Here is a 19,301-nt window from a genome sequence, read left to right as displayed (position 1 = left end):
TCGAGCTTTAGCGAGGCCGCGATGGCGGTGGGTCAGACAGAAAAATGTCATCAGCCCCGCCGCCATCGCAGCCTCGCCAAGGCTCGACAGCTCCCACAGTGGATCGGTGTGTTAGCCGATATAGCCATCATGCCGATGGCTGGAAATATCCCGCCAACGCCCGCAGATCCTGCTCGTTGAGCAACCCTGCAAAATACTTCAGTTGTATCCGCGCCAGCAGATACGCATGCCGCGCATCCGCCAGGTCGCGGCGTGCCGTGAACAGTTGCTGCTCGGCATCCAGCACATCGAGGTTGACGCGCTCGCCACCGGTCACGCTTTTCTTCGTCGCCGTCACCAGGGCGGTGGCCGAGCTGACCGCCATTTCATACGCCCGCACTTTGGCCGCGCCGCTGGTGTTGAGGTTGAATTGCTTGCGCAGTTCGATCAGCGTCCTGGCGGTCTGCGCGTCCAGTTCATATTGGGCCTGGGACAGTTGATTGGCGGCCTGACGGGTTGACGCCGACACCGAGCCACCGGCGAACAGCGGCAGGCTGACCTGGATGCCGACGCTGTTGGTGTCGTACTTCTGGTTGTAGCTGCTTTCCGAATCCGAGCTGGTCTGGCGGCTGCTCGCATACAGGCTGACCTTGGGCATGTGCCCGGCGCGCTTGCGCTCCACTTCGTATTCGGCGACGTCCAGCGCGTGGTGCTGGGATTTGAGCTCCGGGTTGTTGGCCATCGCTATTTCCCGCCAGGTCTCGAAACGGTTGGGCTCCAGCGGCGGGATCTCGAACTGGCGAGTCAGCGGCGCCAACTCGTCTATCTGCAACGGCTGGCCCACAATCGCTTCCAGCTCGCGCAAGGCTGCGTCCTGGGTGTCCAGGGATTCGATCTCTTCGGCCTGGGCCAGGCTCAGGCGTGCCTGGGTTTCCAGCACATCGGTGCGGGTGCCCTCGCCGCCCTTGAGCAGCCGTTCATTGAGTTGCAGGCGCTCGGCATACGCGCGTTTCTGGGCGCGGCTCAGCTCGATCCGCTCCTGGGCCAGCAATGCCTGGCTGTAGGCGCTCAACACCCGCACGGCCAGTTCCTGGCTCTTGCTGCGAAAGCGTTCATCGGCAAACAGCGCCTGCGCTGCACCCTGGCGATAGCGCGCATAGGCTTCGTAATCGAGCAGCGGTTGTTGCAGGGTCAGGGTCGAGGCATAGCTGCGGTAATCGCGGTCGCTGGTGACGTTGCCCACCGCCGTCGACTGGGTGACTTCGGATTCATTGCGCGAGTTGTTGTAGCTCCAGGACAGGTTCGGCAACAGCCCGGCGCGGCCGATGATGCGGTTTTCCTCGCCGGCCTCGCGCTCCTGGATTGCCGCCTGAAACGTCGGGTCGTTGCGCAGGGCCAAGTCATAGGCGTCGAGCAATCCCAGCGCCTGAACCGATCCACTGCAGGCACAACACAGACCGAATAACAGCGCCTTCATTCTTCCACCAACGCCATGTGAGTCCGATCCAGCAAGGGTTTGAACAGGTAGTTGAGCATCGAGCGCTCACCGGTTTTGACGAACGCTTCCACCGGCATGCCCGGGCGAATCTGCAAGCCGTCGAGCTGGCGCATGCCAGCTGCACTGACCTGGGCGCGCAAGGTGTAATACGGCTCATCGGTGCGCTCGTCGACCTGGCGGTCGGCCGACACCAGCGTCACTTCACCGGCAATGCGTGGGGTGGTGCTCTGGTTGAACGCCGAGAACAGCAACTCCACCGGCAAGCCCGGGTGCACCTTGTCGACCATCTGCACCGGCACCCGCGCTTCCACCAGCAGTGGTTCGCCCTGGGGCACGATGTCCATCAGCGCCTGGCCGGGCTTGATCACGCCGCCTTCGGTGTACACCTCCAGCCCCACCACCACGCCAGCCGCCGGCGCGCGCACCAGGCTGTTGGCCAGTTCGAATTCGGCCGAGGCCAACCGGTTGCGCAAGTCGTCGCTGCGGGTGCGGGTTTCGGCCAGTTGGCCGCGCAGGTCTTTCTGGAAGTCTTCGCCGAGCTGGCGGATGCGCAGGCGCAGTTCAAGGACTTGCCGTTGCAACTGGCCGATGCGGCCGAAATCCTCGGCAATCGCACCGTCGAGCTGGGCATACAGCCGTTCATTTTCCAGCAGCCGATTGCGCGGAATGTAGCCGTCCCGCGCCAGCTCGCGCAGGCCTTGCAGTTGTTCATTCATCGCGGTGCGTTGCAGCACTTTGCTGGCCTGGGATTCCCGGGTGCCGCGCAATTGTGCCTCGGCCCCGGCGATGGTTTCCCGCAGGCCTTGCTGCTCCGTGGCCAGGGCCTGGGCGCGACTGCTGAACAGTTGCCGTTGCAGGCTCAAGGTGGCGGCGGCCTCAGGCTCGTTCAGCAGTTCGGGGCCGAAGACGATGGCCGACAAGCCTTCGCTCTCGGCACTCAAGCGCGCTTCGCTGGCCCGGGACGCAATGAACTGGCTGCGCAAAGACTGCATCTGCCCGCGCAACGGGGTTTCCTTCAGGCGGATCAATACCTGGCCGGCGCTTACCACCTCGCCATCGCGCACCTCGATCCGCTCGACGATCCCGCCCGCGGGGTGCTGCACCGTCTTGCGGTGCCCCGACACCATGACCTTGCCGGACACCGCCACGCCCTTGTCCAACGGTGCCAGCGTGGCCCAGCCCAGGAACCCGGCAAACCCGCCGAGCACCAGCAACCAGCCCAGGCGCGCGTATTTTTTATCGTCCAGCGCCAGCACGTTGTTCACCGGCGGCACGCTGTTGTCCGTCACAAGCACAGGTCGGCTCATGCTTTTTTTCCTTCACCGAGGCGGTAGCTCATGCTCATCGCCGACACCGGTTTGGGCGGCGCGGCCGCCGGTTTCTGCGTGGCCTCCAGCACCCGCGCCGTGGGCCCGAACGCCTGCAACTGGCCGTCCCGCAGGATCAGTAATTGGTCCGTCAACGCCAGCACAGGGGTCTTGTGGGTGATCAGCACCAGCGTGCGACGCTGCGCCTTGAGCAAGGTGATGGCATGGAGCAAGGCCTGCTCGCCGGCCTCATCGAGATTGGAATTGGGCTCATCCAGTACGATCAGCGCAGGCACGCCGTACAGCGCTCGCGCCAGCGCGACACGTTGCTTCTGCCCGCCGGACAACCCGGCACCGCCCTCCCCCAGTTGGGTGTCGTAGCCTTGGGGCAACTGCAGGATCAGTTGATGCACGCCGGCCATTTGCGCGGCAGCGAGCACCTTGTCCGAATCCACGGTGTCGAAACGCGCGATGTTGTCGGCAATGCTGCCGGCGAACAGCTGGATGTCCTGGGGCAGATACCCAATGTGCGGGCCGAGTTGCTGCTTGTCCCATTGCGCCAGGTCCGCGCCGTCCAGCCGCACCTTGCCGGCCAAGGGCGCCCAGGCCCCCACCAGCAACCGCGCCAGGGTCGACTTGCCGCAACCGGAAGGCCCGATCACGCCCAGCACGTCACCGGCAGGCAGGCTGAACCCGAGGTTGGCCAATGCAGGCCGACGACTGCCAGGCGCACACGCGCTTACCTGCTCGACCGTCAACTGGCCGCTGGGCGCCGGCAAGCTCATGCGCTCGGTGCGCGCCGGGTTGGCCGCCAGCATCAGGGTCAAACGGTCATAGGCCAGGCGCGCCGAACTCCACTGTTTCCACACGCCGATCAGTTGGTCGATAGGGCTCAGTACCCGCCCCATCAGGATCGAGCCGGCGATCATCATGCCCGGCGTAATCGCCCCCTGCACCGCCAGCAATGCACCCAGACCGAGGACCAATGACTGCAACGCCAGGCGTACGCCCTTGGACCAGGCACTGATGGCAGCGGTCTTTTCACTGGCCAGGTTCTGCGCCGCCAGAAATGCCTGGTGCTGGGCAAACCAGCGCGCACGCAGGGTTGCCAGCATGCCCATGGCTTCGATGGCTTCGGCATTGCGCAGGTTGGCCGTGGCCTGCTGGCTGGCGCTGATCGACAGCTGATTGGCCTGAGTCAACGGTGCCTGGCAGATGTGCTGGTTGGCCCACGCCAGCGCCATCAGCATCAGCGCACCGGCCAGCGCCAGGACGCCGAGCCAGGGGTGGAACAGGAAGATCACCAGCAAGTACACCGGAAACCACGGCGCATCAAAAAATGCGAACAGCGCCTGGCCGGTGGCGAACTGGCGCAAGGTCGTCAGGTCGCTCAACGCCTGCCCGGCCGGCTGGGTACCGCCCTTGAGTTGCGCCTCGAACGCGGCGTCGTACACCCGCTGGTTCAGGCGCATGTCCATCTGTGTGCCAAGACGGATCACCACCTGGCTGCGCACCCACTCCAGCGCGCCCATCAAGCCGAACAAGCCAAGGATCATCAGCGTCAGCATCAACAGGGTCATCGAGTTGCCGGAGGCCAGCACCCGGTCGTAGACCTGCAACATGTACAGCGCCGGGGCCAGCATCAACAGGTTGATCACTGCCGAAAACAGGCCAATGTTGAGGAAGCCACTTTTATAGGCCGTGAGAGCGGCCAGGGTTTCGTTGCCGGCATGGCGCATCGAGGGAGTCTCATGGGGGAAATCGGGAAGCGCCGCCCGCGTTTGACACGCCGCGCGCCGCTGCGCAGAATTTGTCACCGCCGTCGCCCTGGCCTTCGAAACTCACGGCGACGACGGGGTTTACGCAGCGAATGGGAGAGTGATCTTCCATTCGCTTTTTTCATTGCGCAGCAACATCAGGCAGCGAGTGCCCAGTCCTGTGCAACGTCCTGCACGCCTACCAGGGCGACGTCGGTGGTGGTTGCCGTAGCGTGTGCTGCCAGGCCGGCCGAGATCTCGTCGAAGGTGTTGGCGGTGGACAGGCCGAAGTCGTCCAGCAGGTTGTTGAGCACGGTTTCCAGTGCCGAGGTGTTGCCTTGCATCAGGCTGTAGATCACGTTCTGAACGTCGTTGCCGACGCGGCCTGCACCTTGTGCCGCGCTCAAGTCGAGGCCGTTGAAAGCAACTTTGAACGCATCGAGGGTGAAGTCGCTGCCATTGCCGCCGCCCAGGCCGGTGCCCAGTTGAACGTTATCCAGGTTGCCCCACAGGTAGTGGTTTTCGTTGTGGCTGGCTGGCAGCGCCGGGTTGAATACGTAGTGCAGGCCGTTGCTGGTGTTGCTGTCGGCAATGAAGGCGTAGTCGGAATTGTTGGCGCCGTGGGTCGAATACTGGTCGCCGCTCAGGGAGCCGTTGCTGAAGCCGCCGGTGTTGCTGCTGCCGTGACCCGCAGTGTTGAACCCCAGTGCCCAGTCGGTCAGGTAGTCCGAGACGGAGTAAGCACCGAGCGCAGCTTCGTAACTAACAGAAATAGTCATCACTTAACCTCGTTATAAACAACACGATTGATCAGCACGCTCATACAGCGCACTTTTTGCCCACCCTTGGGCAAAACCGTTGGTTGATAAAGTGCCGTGGCACCTTGATCAGAACTTGTATTCGAGCATCCCGCTCAACGTTCGCCCGCGCGCCAGGCTCAGGTTATTGGCGTCCCCCATCGCAACGAAGTAGGCCTCATCGGTGGCGTTTTCCAGCGCCAGGGCGATGTTCAATTGGTCGGTCATCCAGTAGCTGGCGTACAGGTCATAGAGGGTGTACTGGGGCCATAGCGCCTGGTCGATGAAGTCATAACCTTGTGAGTCGAGGTTCTCGCCATTGCCTGAGCTGTAGCGCACGCGGACGCCCATATCGAGTCGCTTTTCCAGGAAGCGCGCGCCCAGGGTCAGCGAGCCGCGATCAGCCGGCATATAGGTGGCGTTGCCCATGATCCGGCCACAGCTTTCCTTGTTGTTGGCGACATCGTCGTCCAGCACCTCATACGTGGTCACCGGGCGCAGGCCGATCGTGCCGTTTGGCCGGGTGTAGCGTTCATAGCGTGTGGTGGACGGCCCGTTCTTCTTCGCCCCGCCCATGTAATAGTTCTTCGAGCAGAACTCATTACTGCCGATCATGTGGGTGTAACTAAGGTTGGCGTACGCCCGCCCCATGTCGTAGTTGAGCTGGTACTCCACCCCCCGAAAGCGCGTGGGGTTGGTGTTATTGACGTACGCCATCGTGCCGAGAAAACCGCCGACGGAGGTCTCCGGCAAACTGACGCTGTGATTGAGGAAAGAGAAGTTCTCGATCCGGGTATCGAAGTAAGCCACCTTCATGCCCAGGCGGTCGTCACCGAACAGCAGTCCCTCTTTGAATACGTTCACGCCCATTTCCCAGTCCCGCGACTCTTCGGGTTTCAGGAACGGGTTGGGAAACACCCGCTCTGATGAGCTGCCACCGTGAGGACGCCCGGTCATGAAGGTTTCCGTCACCGCCGGCGGGCGCCAGCCCTTGCCCCAGCGGGCGTAGAGTTGCATCCAGTCCAGCCCCGGCTTTATGCCGATACCGAACGTGGGAGAGAACTGGCCCTCTTCTCTATCAATGTCGAACACTTCCTCGACACGCTTGGCACCTACCGTGCTGCTGTAGAACCGATCGCGCCGGTACAGCGTCATCCCGGTGACCCCTTCCAGCCGATAGCGGTCGTACCGCAAGCCCGCATCCAGCGTCAGCCAGTCGCCATATTCGTACTGCAGGTTGTTGAACAGGCTGGCGATGGTGCGTTTGCCACCGGGCGTCCCGCCTTCAACGTAAGGCAACAGGCCGGAAAGGTTGGTGGCCTCGACCTTGTTGGTACTGGGCTTGAACTTGTCTTGATACACCTCCACGCCGTAGTTCCAACTCACATGACCCAACGCATCGAAGTCGAACCGCGATGTGTTGTCGCCCTGTACACCCCAGGTATCGGTCTGAAAATGATCCGTGTAGCCCGCCACATAGTTGCCGGAGGTCAGCGACGCGGTGTTGGGCGCATTGTCCCGGTCCATCTGTGTGGTGACGTAGTAGACCTTGGCCTTGAAATCGATCAGCGGGTTATCCGGCGTGTAGCGATAATCCAGTCCGACGTTCCTGGCATTGAGGTTGTTCTTGCTGACGCGCTGGTAGTACACGCTCTGGTTATCCGGGGCGGTGTAGGCCCAGGCGTCATTGCTGTCGCTGTCACTTTCCAGGTAGCTCAGTTGCACCCGTTGGTCATTGGGCAGGTTCAGGCCGAACTTGACGATTTGCGAGCGGGTCACGCTGCCGGTGTCACCGACCTCACTGTTCAGCCAATCGTCGAAGGCCGCAGGCTGGGAGTCGCGAGCGCGCAAATGAGTGCCCAGTTTCTGGTCGTTGTGGGTACCGGCGCGGTAGTCGCCAAAATGCCGTTCGCTGTACCCCAGCAGCACGTCGCCGCGCTCGTCGCCAAAGGCAAACACACCGCTGCCGTTGAAATAGGTGCCGTTACCCAGTTCACCAATCCCGCTACCGGCACGCAGACGCCCGCCATAGTCCTTGCCATCGGCCAGGAACTCACTGGCCTCCAGGGTCTTGAAGGATGCAATCCCGCCCAACACGGCAGCACCGCCCTGCCCGGACTGGCTGCCCTTGTCGATTTCGATGCTGGAGATGAATTCCGGGTCGATCAACATCGTGCCGTTGCGCTGCTGGTGGCCGTTGACGTTGAAGTTCTGGCGCATGCCGTCGATGTTCATGTTGACCCGGCCGTAGTCCTGCACGCCGCGGATGTTCACCGACAGGCCCGGGTCACGCTGGTTGACGGCGGTGTACACGCCGGCGGTTTCTTCGAGCATGTCGGCGGCATGGCGTGGTGGGCGTTTGTCGATCTGCTCGCGACTGATCACGGCCACCGAGCGCGGTGTGTCGTACACCCAGTCGCTTGGCTTGCCGTTGGTGTTGCCGGTGATGGTGGTGGTGCCCACGGTCAGCGCACCGTCATGGTCGGCGCCGACGCGAGTCAGCGTCACCTGCCGGTCCCCGGTAAAGCGGTATTCCACCGGTGCACTGCCCACCAATCGGCCGAGGCCTTCCTGGGCGCTGTAACGGCCCTTGAGCGCGGTGCTGGTGAGGCCTTGCAGGCGCGCGCTGTCGAACAACACTTGCAACCCGGCCTGGTCGGCGAACGTCAGTACGGCAAGGCCCAAGGGTTGCGCCGCAATATCAAACGTCAACGTGACAGGCTGTGATTCACCGACTGGCGCCTCGGCGGCCTGCACCTGGCAGGCGGAGGCTAACAGCCCCAGGTGGATGGCAAGGGCCAACCGGCTACCGGTGTTGCGCCCCTTGGTGATTGCAGACATCGACGTTATCCCTTCGCTGACCATTCTTGTTTATGCGAATACTTCTCACTTAACAGGACGTGTCAGGCGTCGGAACTCAGTAAGGTTTTTTTGAAAGTTTTTTCAAAGGGCGTAAACGGGGCCCGGCGACCCCATCAATAGATCAGGCTCAGCCCCGCCAGATCAAAGCGCTGCACCTGTAATTCTTCGGTCAGGGTGCCGAGGGCCGTGTCGAGCATATCGAGGCGGAACACGCCGCTGACTTCACGGGTGCCGAGGTCGGCATTGGTCAGCACCACCTTGCCCGGCCGGTAGCGGTTGAGCTGCTCGATGACCTTGGCCAGCGGCAAGCGGTCGAAGATCAGCACACCGCGACGCCAACTGGTGGCGCGCTCCAGGTCGAAGTCGTCGAGGGCGACCACGCCGTTCTCCGGGCTGTAGCGCGCAGCCTGGCCTTCCTTGAGCACAGTTGCTTTCTGCGGCAGCGCCTGCAGCGTGACGGCCACACTGTGCTGCAACACTCCGACCCAGGCCTGCCGGTCGTCCTCACGCTCGACCACAAACCGCGTGCCCAGGGCACGGGTTTGCCCGCTGGCGCTGTGCACCACGAACGGCCTTTTTTCCTCACCGGCCATGGGCGCCACATCAAAGATCGCCGAGCCTTTGATCAGGCTGATGCGCCGCTGCACACCGTCAAAATCCAGCTTGATCGCACTCGCAGAATCCAGTTGCACGCTGCTGCCGTCCGCCAGGTGCACGGTGCGCACTTCGCCTTTTTGGGTGAAGTAATCGGCCTGCATCTGCAGCAGCGCCTCAGGCCCGCGCACCCAGCCGACGCCCGCCACCACCAGCAACAGCGCAACACTCGCCGCCATGCGCCACGGCCTGCGCCGACGAGGGCCGCGCACCGGCGCAGCGGTAGCGGGCGGCCGCTGGCGATGCACCGTCTCATCGCGATGCACCTCGCCCAGCGCCGCCCACGTCTGCTCGGCAAAACGCAGCGCCGCTTCATGGCGGCTGTCTCTGACGATCCATTGGCGCAGCTCGGCCTGCTCCTGATCGGTCAGGGCGCCGGCGTGCAGGCGCACCGCCCAATCGGCAGCCGCCTCGGTAATGCTGTGCTGTTGCGGACCCGGGCTATTCACGTGTGAATCTCGAATTTTTCGTTATATAACGCTGTGACGTCTGACCCCAGATTTGTCGGTAATTCATTCGTCGGACGGCCCCGCCTCACCTTCCTGCAAACGCTGCATGACATACGCCAGCGCCTTGGCCAGGTGCTTTTGCACTGAGCTGTCGGAAATTCCCAGGTGGCGCGCGACCTGGGCATGGGTCATGCCCTCGATCCGGTTGAGACGGAAAATCTGCCGGGTACGCTCCGGCAATTCCGCCAGTGCCTGCTTCAATGCCTGCCGCTGTTGCTGCGCCATCGCCTGAGCCTCCAACCCGGCCATTTCATCTTCAATCTCGGCCAGCGCCTCATGGGGCACGGAGTCGGTCTTGCGCCGCGCCTCCTGGCGGATATGGTCGATCAGCAGATTGCCGGCCGTGCGATAGAGATAGCCCTGGGAGTTGTCGATGCGCTCGCCGGCCGGCTTTTGCGCCAGGCGCAGGAAACTCTCCTGCACCAGGTCTGCGGCCAACTGCGGGTCCCGTACCTTGCGTGCGAGATACCCGCGCAGAGTATCGGCGTGCTTGAGAAACAGGCCTTTGAGATCCACGTCCGACAAACCGACTCCCTGGAATGTTAAGGAAACAGGCGGGCATCTTAAGCGTTGTCGAGAATGATTTTCAATTGATATCAACTCTGATCCACACAACGGTGCTTTTCATTCTGCGTTCGGTAATCGAACGGTTCCCACCCACGCGATTGACCAAATTAACCATTCAGTACATTTTATCGACATACATAAAAACAACAGTGGAGAACCCTCTATGCCGCCCATCGTGCTGGTGCTCAACGGCCCCAACCTCAACCTGCTCGGCACTCGCGAGCCCGCCACTTATGGCCATGAAACCCTGGCCGACCTTGCTGCCCTGTGTGGCCGCAGCGCCGAGCAACTGGGCCTGAAAGTCGAATTCCGCCAGACCAACCACGAAGGCGAATTGCTGGACTGGATCCACGGCGCCCGCGCCCGCTGCGCCGGCATCGTGATCAACCCGGCAGCCTGGACCCACACTTCGGTGGCGATCCGCGACGCGCTGGTGGCCACTGAAGTACCGGTGATCGAAGTGCATTTGTCCAACGTGCATGCCCGGGAAGCGTTCCGTCATCACTCGTTCGTGTCGCCGATTGCCAAGGCGGTGCTGGCCGGGTTTGGCAGCCACGGTTATCACCTCGCCCTCGAACATTTCAGCAAGACCTTGAAGGGATGAGCGCGGTGTCCAAACGTCGAATTCTGGCCGGCCTGATCGGCGCCGGCATTCAGGCTTCCCGCACCCCGGCCCTGCATGAGCATGAAGGCGATGCCCAGGGCCTGCGTTACCTCTATCGCCTGATCGACCTCGACCGGCTACAGGTGGATACCCGCGCCCTGCCCGACCTGTTGATGGCGGCCGAACAGATGAACTTCACCGGCTTGAACATCACCTACCCGTGCAAGCAGGCGATCCTGCCGTTGCTGGATGACCTGTCACCCGAAGCACGGGGCATCGGCGCGGTGAACACCGTGGTGCTTTGCGACGGTAAACGCATCGGCCACAACACCGACTGCCTGGGCTTTGCCGAAGGCTTTCGCCGGGGCTTGAGTGATGTGGCTCGCAAGTTCGTGGTGCAGATGGGCGCGGGCGGCGCCGGGGCGGCAGTCGCCCATGCGCTGCTGGGTGAAGGCGTGGAACGCTTGAGTATTTTCGACATGGACGCCGAACGTGCCCGCAGCCTGGCGGACAACCTCAACCAGCATTTTGGTACCGGCCGGGCGCAGGCCGGCAATGACCTGGAAAGCGCCATGGCCGAGGCCGATGGCCTGGTGAATACCACGCCGATGGGCATGGCCAAGCTGCCGGGCATGCCCGTGCCGTTGGGCACCTTGCGCGCCGACTTGTGGGTAGCGGAGATCGTGTACTTCCCACTGGAAACCGAACTGCTGCGCAACGCCCGCGCCCTGGGTTGCCGCACCCTGGATGGCGGCAACATGGCGGTGTTTCAGGCGGTGAAGGCGTTTGAGTTGTTCACTGGCGAAGTGGCGGATGCAGAGAGAATGCTCGCGCACTTCCAGAGCATGACCACCCAACTGTAGAAACCGGATCAGAAATGTGGGAGCGGGCTTGCTCGCGAATGCGGAGTGTCAGCCACCGGATGTTTTACTGACCCACCGCATTCGCGAGCAAGCCCGCTCCCACATTTTGCTCGGTGTTGAACTCAAGCCTGCAGGTAGCGCAACACCGACTCGCAGATCATCGCCCGATGCCGCTGCTTGACCGCCTCATCCGACAACTCGATCTGAAAAATCTCGCTGAAGGTGTGGCGGTTCGACACCCGGTAAAAACTGAACGAGTTGATCAGCAGGTGCACGTCCAGCGGCTCCAGCCCTTCCCGGAACAACCCCAACTCGGCGCCCCGGCGCAACGTGGTGCCAAGGGCTTCGAGGATGTTGCTGTTCATCGCCTTGATCGACGTCGACTGCTTTACATACTCGGCGTTGTGGATGTTCTCGATGCTCACGATGCGCACAAAATCCACGTTCTGATCGTGGTGATCAAAGGTGAATTCCACCAGCCGGCGGATCGCTTCCCGGGGCTCCAGGGCCGTCAGGTTCATCCGTGTCTCGGTGTTGCGAATGTCGCCGTAGAGTTTCTCCAGCACCTCGACGTAGAGCTGCTCCTTGCTGCCGAAGTAGTAATAGATCATGCGCTTGGAGGTCTGGATACGCTCCGCGATCGCGTCCACCCGGGCGCCGGAAAGGCCCTGGGTGACAAACTCGACGATGGCTTCCTGGAGAATGTTCTCGCGGGTCTTTTCCGGGTTGTTCTTGCGGCTCTTGCGCGGTGCGGTGGCCGCGGCGGGAAGCTCGGAGGTCAGGGTCATGGTGCGCTCACGGCCTTAGGTGCAGGCGCTGATTATGGGCCGCGCCGCACGCCGAAGGAAGCGCCGGCACCTTACAACCTGGCCTGGCGCACCGCACCGCTGCGGGACTTGGCCATGGCCGCCAGGCGCACCGCCACGTTGGCCGCACCGTAGCCGGCGTAACCGTTCTTGCGCTGGATGATCTCGAAGAAAAACCGGCCCTCGAACGGTTCGGTATAAACGTGAAACAGTTCACCGCCCTGGGCATCGCGGTCGTACAGCACGTTGTAATACGCGAGCTGGCTGAGGAACTCGTCGTCGAAATCAAACCGCGCCGCCAGGTCATCGTAGTAGTTCAGCGGGATATCCAGCAGCGGCACACCGGCGTCCTTGGCCCGGCTGACCTCGGCGAAAATGTCCGCGCAGTCGAAGGCAATGTGGTGCACGCCCGAGCCGCGATAGCTCGACAGCGCGTGGGAAATCGCGGTGTTGCGGTTCTCGGAAATATTCAGCGGCAGGCGAATCGAGCTGCAACGGCTGCGCAGTGCCCGGCTTTTCACCAGGCCATAGGGGTCCGGCAGCACCACTTCGTCGTCGGCTTCGAAATCCAGCAAGCTTTTGTAGAACAACACCCAACTGTCGAGGCTGTCGGCGGGCAAGGCCATGGCCATGTGGTCGATGCGCAGCAGGCCGCCGCTGGCGGCGTTCGCCGGTTGCAGGTTGAAGTCGGTGTCGTAGAGGCCGCCTTCGTGCTGGTCCACCAGGTAGATCAGGCTGCCATCCGGTGCGCGCACCGCTGCCAGCTCCAGCTCGTTGGGGCCGACCAGCCCACGATACGGCTGGCCCTTGTAGGCCACCGCCCGCTCCAGGGCCTTGGCGCTGTCCTTGACGCGGATCGCCGTGGCGCACAACGACGGGCCGTGGGCCTCGAAGAAGTTATGGGCGAAGGAATAGGGTTCGCAATTGAGGATCAGGTTGATATCGCCCTGGCGCAACAGGCTGACGCTCTTGGATCGATGCTGCCCGGCCTTGACGAAGCCCAGGCGCTCCAGCCATGAAGTGAGCTTGGCGCCGAGGTTTTCATCCACGGCAAATTCCAGGAATTCAATGCCGTCGTATTCGCTGGCGGCCGGGGTTTCAAACAGGATCTCGGGGACCTGCGTCGCTTCTTGCTCCAATCGCTGGCGGGTTTTCTCTTCGAGGTACAGCAGCGAGCGCAGGCCGTCGGCGGCATTCGCCCGGGTCGGCGCGGCGCGGAAGCCGTCGTTGAAGATTTCCAGGGACAACGGCCCGGTGTAGCCGCTCTTGATGATCGGGGCGAGAAAGCCCGCCAGGTCGAACTCGCCCTGGCCTGGGAAGCAGCGGAAATGCCGGCTCCATTCCAGTACATCCATGGCGAGGATCGGTGCATCGGCCATCTGCACAAAGAAAATCTTGTCGCCGGGAATCTCGGCAATCGCACTCGGGTCGCCCTTGAGAGACAGGGTGTGGAAGCTGTCGAGCAACACGCCCAGGCTCGGATGATCGATCTTGCGCACCAGGTTCCACACCTGCTGCCAGGTGTTGACGTGCCGGCCCCAGGCCAGCGCTTCATAGCCGATGCGCAAGCCCCGGCGGCCAGCGTGTTCGGCCAGCAGGCTCAGGTCATCCAGCAGAATGCTTTCATCGCCCACGGAATCGGCTGACGCGTTACTGCACACCAACACCAGGTCGGTGCCCAGCTCCTGCATCAAGTCGAACTTGCGCTCGGCCCGCTCCAGGTTGCGTGTCAGGCGGTCGCGGCGGCAGCCCTCAAAGTCCCGAAACGGCTGGAACAAGGTGATGGCAATGCCGAGGTCGGCGCACATTTGCTTAACTTCACGCGGACTGCCGTCGTAATACAGCAGATCGTTTTCGAAGATTTCCACGCCATCAAACCCGGCAGCCGCGATGGCTTCGAGTTTTTCCGGCAAGGTTCCGCTCAAGGAAACGGTGGCGATGGAGCGTTGCATGGGGCGACTCCCGGCATTGAGGCATGTCTTGTTTACGGCAAATTATTGGCCGCCAGGTTCATCACAGCAATTGAAATGTACGAACCGGTTAGTTTTATGGGCGATTATCGAACAGAATGGCAATCGGCGAATTGACGATTTTTTAGCCGCTGCGCACCATCGACAGCACATTGAGCCCCGCTTCCATTGAGCGGCCTCGGTTAACCAAGACCCTGAACACACCATAAAAATTTCAAAAAACCGGGTACTTCCTCATGCCTTCGCAAAATCCCGCCGTGGCCGTGGGCCACAGCAATCACCATAGCGGCATCGGTGACAAAATCCGTGGCGCCATGGCTGTCGGTAAAACCCGCTGGGGCATGCTGGCCCTGGTGTTTTTCGCCACCACCCTGAACTACATCGACCGCGCCGCCCTCGGCGTGATGCAACCGATCCTGGCCAAGGAAATGAGCTGGACGGCGATGGACTACGCCAACATCAACTTCTGGTTCCAGGTGGGTTACGCCATCGGCTTTGTGCTGCAAGGCCGGTTGATCGACCGGGTCGGCGTCAAGCGCGTGTTCTTCTGCGCGGTGTTGCTGTGGAGCCTGGCCACCGGCGCCCATGGCCTGGCCACCTCGGCGGTGGGTTTTATGGTCTGCCGGTTCATTCTCGGGCTGACCGAAGCCGCCAACTACCCGGCCTGCGTCAAGACCACCCGCCTGTGGTTCCCCGCTGGCGAGCGTGCCGTGGCCACCGGGATCTTCAACGCCGGAACCAACGTCGGCGCGATGATGACGCCGATGCTGCTGCCGCTGATCCTCCACGTGTGGGGCTGGCAGGCGGCGTTCCTGTGCATGTCGGCACTGGGCGGGATCTGGCTGGTGCTCTGGGGCTTGAAGTACTACAACCCGGAAGACCATCCAAGCGTGAAGCAATCGGAACTGGACTACGTGCAACAGGAAGTCGAACCGGAACAACCCCGCGTACCGTTCAGCCGGATCCTGCGGATGCGCGGCACCTGGGCCTTCGCCCTCGCCTACTCGATGACCGCACCGGTGTTCTGGTTCTACCTGTATTGGCTGCCGCCGTTCCTGAATCAGCAATACAACCTGGGCATCAACGTGACCCAGATGGGCATTCCGCTGATCATCATTTACCTGACGGCGGACTTCGGCAGCATCGGCGGTGGGATTCTGTCTTCGTTCCTGATCGGACGCGGGATGAACCCGATCAAGGCGCGGCTACTGTCGATGTTGCTGTTTGCCTGCTGCATCGTCGGAGTGATCATGGCCGCCGGCTCCAGCCACCTGTGGGTCGCGGTGTTTGCGATTTCCCTGGCCATCGGCGCGCACCAGGCCTGGACCGCCAACATCTGGAGCCTGGTGATGGACTACACGCCCAAGCACATGATGAGTACGGTGTTTGGTTTTGGCGGCATGTGCGCGGCCATCGGCGGGATGTTCATGACCCAAATCGTCGGCCATATCCTGACCGTGACCAACAACAACTACACCGTGCTGTTCACCCTGATTCCGGCGATGTACTTCATCGCGCTGATCTGGATGTACTTCATGGCGCCGCGCAAGATTCCGACCGTCGAGGTCTGAGTTTCCTACCTGCGCCGCTGCTGCCAGGCAGCGGCCAACCCGCTCAGGCAAATCACCCCGATCCCGACCACGGTGGTCAGGTCCGGGGTGTGGTTGAACACCAGCCAGCCCAACAACCCCGCAAACACGATCTGGCAATAGCCGAACGGCGCCAGCAGGGCTGGCGCTGCGAAGCGGAAGGCCTGGGTCAGCATCAAGTGTGCGGTCATCCCGCAAGTGCCCAGCGCCAGCATCAGCACCCCGTGCCACAGGCTCGGCACCTGCCAGAAGAACGGCACCAAGGCGCTCATCACCAAGGTATTGCACAACCCGGCGAAGAAGTTGCTGGTGGTGGGGGTGTCGTACTTGCTGAGGATGCGGGTGAGCAGTTGGTAGAAGCAGAAGAACAACGCCGACGTCAGCGGCAACAACACCGCGGGGGTGAACAGCTCACCGCCCGGGTGCACAATGATCAGCACCCCGATAAACCCGCAAATCACCGCCAGCCATTGGCCGCGGGTCACGTGTTCGCCTAACAGCGGCACCGACAACGCGGTGACCAGGATCGGCGCAAGAAAGTTGACCGCCGTGGCCTCGGCCAACGGGATAAAGTGCAGCGCCGCCGTAAAGAACAGGCTGGTGCCCAGCAGGCACAAGGCCCGCGCCACTTGCAGTAAAGGGCGTTTGCTGCGCAGTACCCGCAGGCCCGATTGCGGCAGGAAGATCCCGGCCATCAACAGCGTGTGCACCAGGTAGCGGGCCCACACCACCATCACGATCGGGTAGAACCCGGCCAGGTATTTGGACAGCGCGTCGTGGCTGGAAAACAGAAAGGTCGCCACCACAATCAGCAAAATGCCTTTGAGCGGGTGGTTGACGCCGGAAAGTGGGGTACTGAGGGTCATTGCATTCTCTTGAGTGGCAGGCTGAAATGACCGCCGCATACCGCGGCATAATCTAGAACGGGTAAAGCGCCTCGCTCAAGAGCATAACCAAACACTGTTCGAACAGCGCACTAAATTGCGGTTTTCCAGTCCAACGCTTCACGCCGCCCCGCCCACTGCGCGTTTTTTAACCAAGGCTTTCTCACCATGAAAAAAACCCTGTTGATTCTTTCGACCCTGACGCTGCTCAGCGCCTGCGACAAGCAAGCCGAGACCGCCAAGACGCCCGCCCCGCCGTCTGTCCAGGCAACGTTGGTACCGCAAGTGCTGCCCACCGACAAATGGGTCGGCAAGTGGATTGGCGTCGAAGGCCTGAACCTGACCATCGCCAAGGACGACAGCATCGGCCGCGGCCACTATGTACTGACCATGAAATACGGCCTGGATGACGACGATTCCGGCACCTTCAAGGGCCAGGCATCCGAAGACGGCATCACCTTTGAACGCCCGGACGGCCCGCAGATCCTGAGCGCTGGCGACGGCGAAGCCACTGGCCTGAAATGGCTGGCCGACAAGAAGGACTGCCTGATCGTCGACACCGGCGAAGGGTATTGCCGCGACTGACACAAGCTTCATACAGATCGGACGACGCAGCGTTTAGCATCGTCAGACAGCCGGACTGGCGCCAACCCTACACACCAACAACACTGAGCTGCAGGTTCACAAAGAGGATTGCCACATGCTATGGAAAAAAGGCCGACGCAGCGACAACGTGGTAGACGCCCGCGATGACAGCGGCGGCGGTGGCGGTGGCATGCGTTTTGGGGGCGGCAAGGGCCTGAGCCTGACGGCCATCGTGCTGATCGTCGGCATCGGCTGGCTGACCGGCCAGGACCCGATGCAGATCCTCGGGCAACTCAGCGGCCAGCTCACCGAGCAAGCGCCCTCCGTCAGCCCGCAAACCCGCCAGGCGCCGCCGGCCAATGATGAACAAGCCGACTTCGTGCGCGCCGTCCTCGGCGACACCGAAGACACCTGGGCCCAGGTGTTCCAGGAAAACGGCCTGACCTACAAGAACCCCAAACTGATCCTGTTCCGCGGCCGGGTGAACTCCGCCTGCGGTGGCGCCACGTCCGCCAGCGGGCCGTTCTATTGCCCGGCAGACCAACAGGTATACCTGGACCTGGATTTCTTCCGGGAAATGTCCCAGCGCTTCAAGGCCGCCGGCGACTTCGCCCAGGCCTACGTGATCGCTCATGAAGTCGGACATCACGTGCAGACGCTGCTGGGCATCTCGGCGAAGATTCAGGCAGCCCGCCAGCAAGGCCGGCAGATGCAAGGCGACGGCGGCCTGCTGGTGCGCCAGGAGCTGCAAGCCGACTGCTTCGCCGGGGTGTGGGCCAACCGCGCGCAAAAGCGCCTGAACTGGCTGGAGCCCGGCGACATTGAAGAAGCACTGAATGCGGCCAACGCGATTGGCGATGACCGCTTGCAGCAACAGGGCCAGGGCCGCGTGGTGCCTGACTCGTTTACCCACGGCACCTCGGCACAGCGGGTTCGCTGGTTCAAGACCGGCTTCGCCCAGGGCCAGATCACTCAATGCGACACCTTTACCGCCAAGAGCCTTTAAATGAATAAACGACTGGGTCTGCTGTTAGGTTTGTTGATCACCTGTTCCTCCTCCACCTGGGCTGCCGAACATGGCGTCAAGGTGGTCAGTCCCGATCGTTTTCACCTGGATGCCGGCGACCTGAGCGTCGGCTTGAGCCAGGACTGGCGCCGGCCGCTGCCTCAAGTTACCCGCGCGCTGATCATCGTACATGGCCGTTTGCGCAACGCGATGACCTACCTGGACAGCGGCGAAAAAGCGGCCGAAGCCGCAGGACAAAACGCCAATACCCTGGTGATTGCGCCACAGTTCCTCAACCAGACCGACCTCAAGCGCAACCAGATCGACAGCCAGACCCTGCGCTGGAACAGTAACGACTGGATGGCCGGCGAGCCGTCCACAGGCCCGGGCCAGATCAGCTCCTACGGCGCGCTGGACCAGATCATCAAGCACCTGGGCAACCGCAAGCTGTTCCCGAACCTGAAGGAAATCGTGGTGGCCGGCCATTCCGGTGGCGGCCAGGTGGTGCAGCGTTTTGCATTGACCGGGCATGATCACCCGCTGCTGCAAACCGAGGGCATCAGCCTGCGTTATGTGGTGGCCAACCCGTCGTCCTACGCGTACTTCAGCCCACAGCGTCCGGTGAAATTCGATGTTGCCAGTTGCCCGGGCTTCAACGACTGGAAGTACGGCATGCAAAACCTGCCGGCCTACGCCAAGGGGCAAAGTGCCGAGCAGCTGGAGCAGGCTTACGTTTCGCGTAATGTCACTTACTTGCTGGGCCAGCAGGACACCGACCCGAATCACCCGGCGCTGGACAAGAGCTGCGGTGCTGAAACCCAGGGCGCGTATCGCTTGATTCGCGGGCACAATTATTTTGACTACCTCAAGCAGCGGCACCCGCAGTTGGGCCACAAGCTGGTGGAAGTGCCGGGGGTTGGGCATGACGGGGACAAGATGTTTACGTCGCCTGAAGGGCAGAAAGTACTGTTCCAATAACCACTGAAGAAACCGGATCAAAAATGTGGGAGCGGGCTTGCTCGCGAATGCGGTGGATCAGTCAGCCTATGTATTGACTGACACAC

16 protein-coding genes are annotated in these 19,301 nt (G+C 62.1%); 6 read left to right on the top strand and 10 right to left on the bottom strand.

The genetic code is table 11. From position 1 onward, the window contains the following. Window positions 1-127 precede the first annotated feature (127 nt). The 7 genes from AC3WKX_RS29950 to AC3WKX_RS29920 all read right to left on the bottom strand — a co-directional run bounded on the left by AC3WKX_RS29950 (window position 128) and on the right by AC3WKX_RS29920 (window position 9,888). Complete coding sequence (locus AC3WKX_RS29950; RefSeq protein ID WP_102605482.1) at window positions 128-1,456, bottom strand: TolC family outer membrane protein; 1,329 nt, start codon at window positions 1,454-1,456, stop codon at window positions 128-130. Beyond that, on the bottom strand, window positions 1,453-2,784 hold the full coding sequence (locus AC3WKX_RS29945) for an HlyD family type I secretion periplasmic adaptor subunit (protein WP_102605481.1): 1,332 nt from the start codon (window positions 2,782-2,784) through the stop codon (window positions 1,453-1,455). The genes AC3WKX_RS29950 and AC3WKX_RS29945 overlap by 4 nt, the downstream gene beginning before the upstream one ends. After that, window positions 2,781-4,523 carry a type I secretion system permease/ATPase gene (locus AC3WKX_RS29940; RefSeq protein ID WP_102605480.1) on the bottom strand — a complete coding sequence of 581 codons (1,743 nt, stop codon included), beginning with the start codon at window positions 4,521-4,523 and terminating at the stop codon, window positions 2,781-2,783. The genes AC3WKX_RS29945 and AC3WKX_RS29940 overlap by 4 nt, the downstream gene beginning before the upstream one ends. A gap of 176 nt (window positions 4,524-4,699) precedes the next feature. After that, window positions 4,700-5,320: a heme acquisition protein HasA gene (locus AC3WKX_RS29935; RefSeq protein WP_003215551.1), complete on the bottom strand. Its 621-nt coding sequence runs from the start codon at window positions 5,318-5,320 to the stop codon at window positions 4,700-4,702. 108 nt (window positions 5,321-5,428) lie between these two features. Further along, window positions 5,429-8,179 carry a TonB-dependent receptor gene (locus AC3WKX_RS29930; RefSeq protein ID WP_003215548.1) on the bottom strand — a complete coding sequence of 917 codons (2,751 nt, stop codon included), beginning with the start codon at window positions 8,177-8,179 and terminating at the stop codon, window positions 5,429-5,431. Between the two features lie 134 nt (window positions 8,180-8,313). Further along, complete coding sequence (locus AC3WKX_RS29925) at window positions 8,314-9,303, bottom strand: FecR family protein (protein WP_102605479.1); 990 nt, start codon at window positions 9,301-9,303, stop codon at window positions 8,314-8,316. Window positions 9,304-9,366: 63 nt separating this feature from the next. Continuing rightward, entirely contained in the window at window positions 9,367-9,888 is a 522-nt protein-coding gene (locus AC3WKX_RS29920) for an RNA polymerase sigma factor (protein WP_003215543.1), read from the bottom strand. Between the two features lie 205 nt (window positions 9,889-10,093). Between AC3WKX_RS29920 and aroQ the strand changes: the two genes are divergently transcribed. Together aroQ and AC3WKX_RS29910 are read left to right on the top strand one after the other, a co-directional pair. Continuing rightward, window positions 10,094-10,534, top strand: coding sequence for a type II 3-dehydroquinate dehydratase (gene aroQ, locus AC3WKX_RS29915; RefSeq protein WP_102605478.1), 441 nt, complete (start codon window positions 10,094-10,096; stop codon window positions 10,532-10,534). After that, a complete protein-coding gene (locus tag AC3WKX_RS29910) occupies window positions 10,531-11,397 on the top strand; it encodes a shikimate dehydrogenase (protein ID WP_173883065.1) in 867 nt (288 codons plus the stop codon). Before aroQ ends, AC3WKX_RS29910 begins: the two co-directional genes overlap by 4 nt. A 122-nt stretch (window positions 11,398-11,519) precedes the next feature. Here AC3WKX_RS29910 and AC3WKX_RS29905 read toward each other — a convergent pair whose 3' ends face one another. Both AC3WKX_RS29905 and quiC read right to left on the bottom strand, forming a co-directional pair. Continuing rightward, window positions 11,520-12,185 carry a TetR/AcrR family transcriptional regulator gene (locus tag AC3WKX_RS29905; RefSeq protein ID WP_003215538.1) on the bottom strand — a complete coding sequence of 222 codons (666 nt, stop codon included), beginning with the start codon at window positions 12,183-12,185 and terminating at the stop codon, window positions 11,520-11,522. 71 nt (window positions 12,186-12,256) lie between these two features. Further along, window positions 12,257-14,155 carry a 3-dehydroshikimate dehydratase QuiC gene (gene quiC / locus AC3WKX_RS29900; protein WP_102605477.1) on the bottom strand — a complete coding sequence of 633 codons (1,899 nt, stop codon included), beginning with the start codon at window positions 14,153-14,155 and terminating at the stop codon, window positions 12,257-12,259. Window positions 14,156-14,409: 254 nt separating this feature from the next. On the opposite strand from quiC, the gene AC3WKX_RS29895 reads away from it, so the two are divergent. Then, complete coding sequence (locus tag AC3WKX_RS29895) at window positions 14,410-15,744, top strand: MFS transporter (protein ID WP_102605476.1); 1,335 nt, start codon at window positions 14,410-14,412, stop codon at window positions 15,742-15,744. A gap of 5 nt (window positions 15,745-15,749) precedes the next feature. Here AC3WKX_RS29895 and AC3WKX_RS29890 read toward each other — a convergent pair whose 3' ends face one another. After that, on the bottom strand, window positions 15,750-16,628 hold the full coding sequence (locus AC3WKX_RS29890) for a DMT family transporter (protein WP_003215531.1): 879 nt from the start codon (window positions 16,626-16,628) through the stop codon (window positions 15,750-15,752). Between the two features lie 186 nt (window positions 16,629-16,814). On the opposite strand from AC3WKX_RS29890, the gene AC3WKX_RS29885 reads away from it, so the two are divergent. The 3 genes from AC3WKX_RS29885 to AC3WKX_RS29875 all read left to right on the top strand — a co-directional run bounded on the left by AC3WKX_RS29885 (window position 16,815) and on the right by AC3WKX_RS29875 (window position 19,215). Beyond that, the gene (locus AC3WKX_RS29885) at window positions 16,815-17,231 is read left to right on the top strand and encodes a hypothetical protein (protein WP_003215528.1); all 417 of its coding nucleotides are present in this window, start codon (window positions 16,815-16,817) and stop codon (window positions 17,229-17,231) included. 115 nt (window positions 17,232-17,346) lie between these two features. Beyond that, window positions 17,347-18,237 carry a KPN_02809 family neutral zinc metallopeptidase gene (ypfJ, locus tag AC3WKX_RS29880; RefSeq protein ID WP_003215526.1) on the top strand — a complete coding sequence of 297 codons (891 nt, stop codon included), beginning with the start codon at window positions 17,347-17,349 and terminating at the stop codon, window positions 18,235-18,237. Beyond that, a complete protein-coding gene (locus AC3WKX_RS29875) occupies window positions 18,238-19,215 on the top strand; it encodes a hypothetical protein (RefSeq protein WP_102605475.1) in 978 nt (325 codons plus the stop codon). Window positions 19,216-19,301: the final 86 nt, after the last annotated feature.

The organism is Pseudomonas sp. GP01-A4 (assembly GCF_058780865.1).
This window is presented reverse-complemented; position numbering and strand designations above follow the sequence as displayed.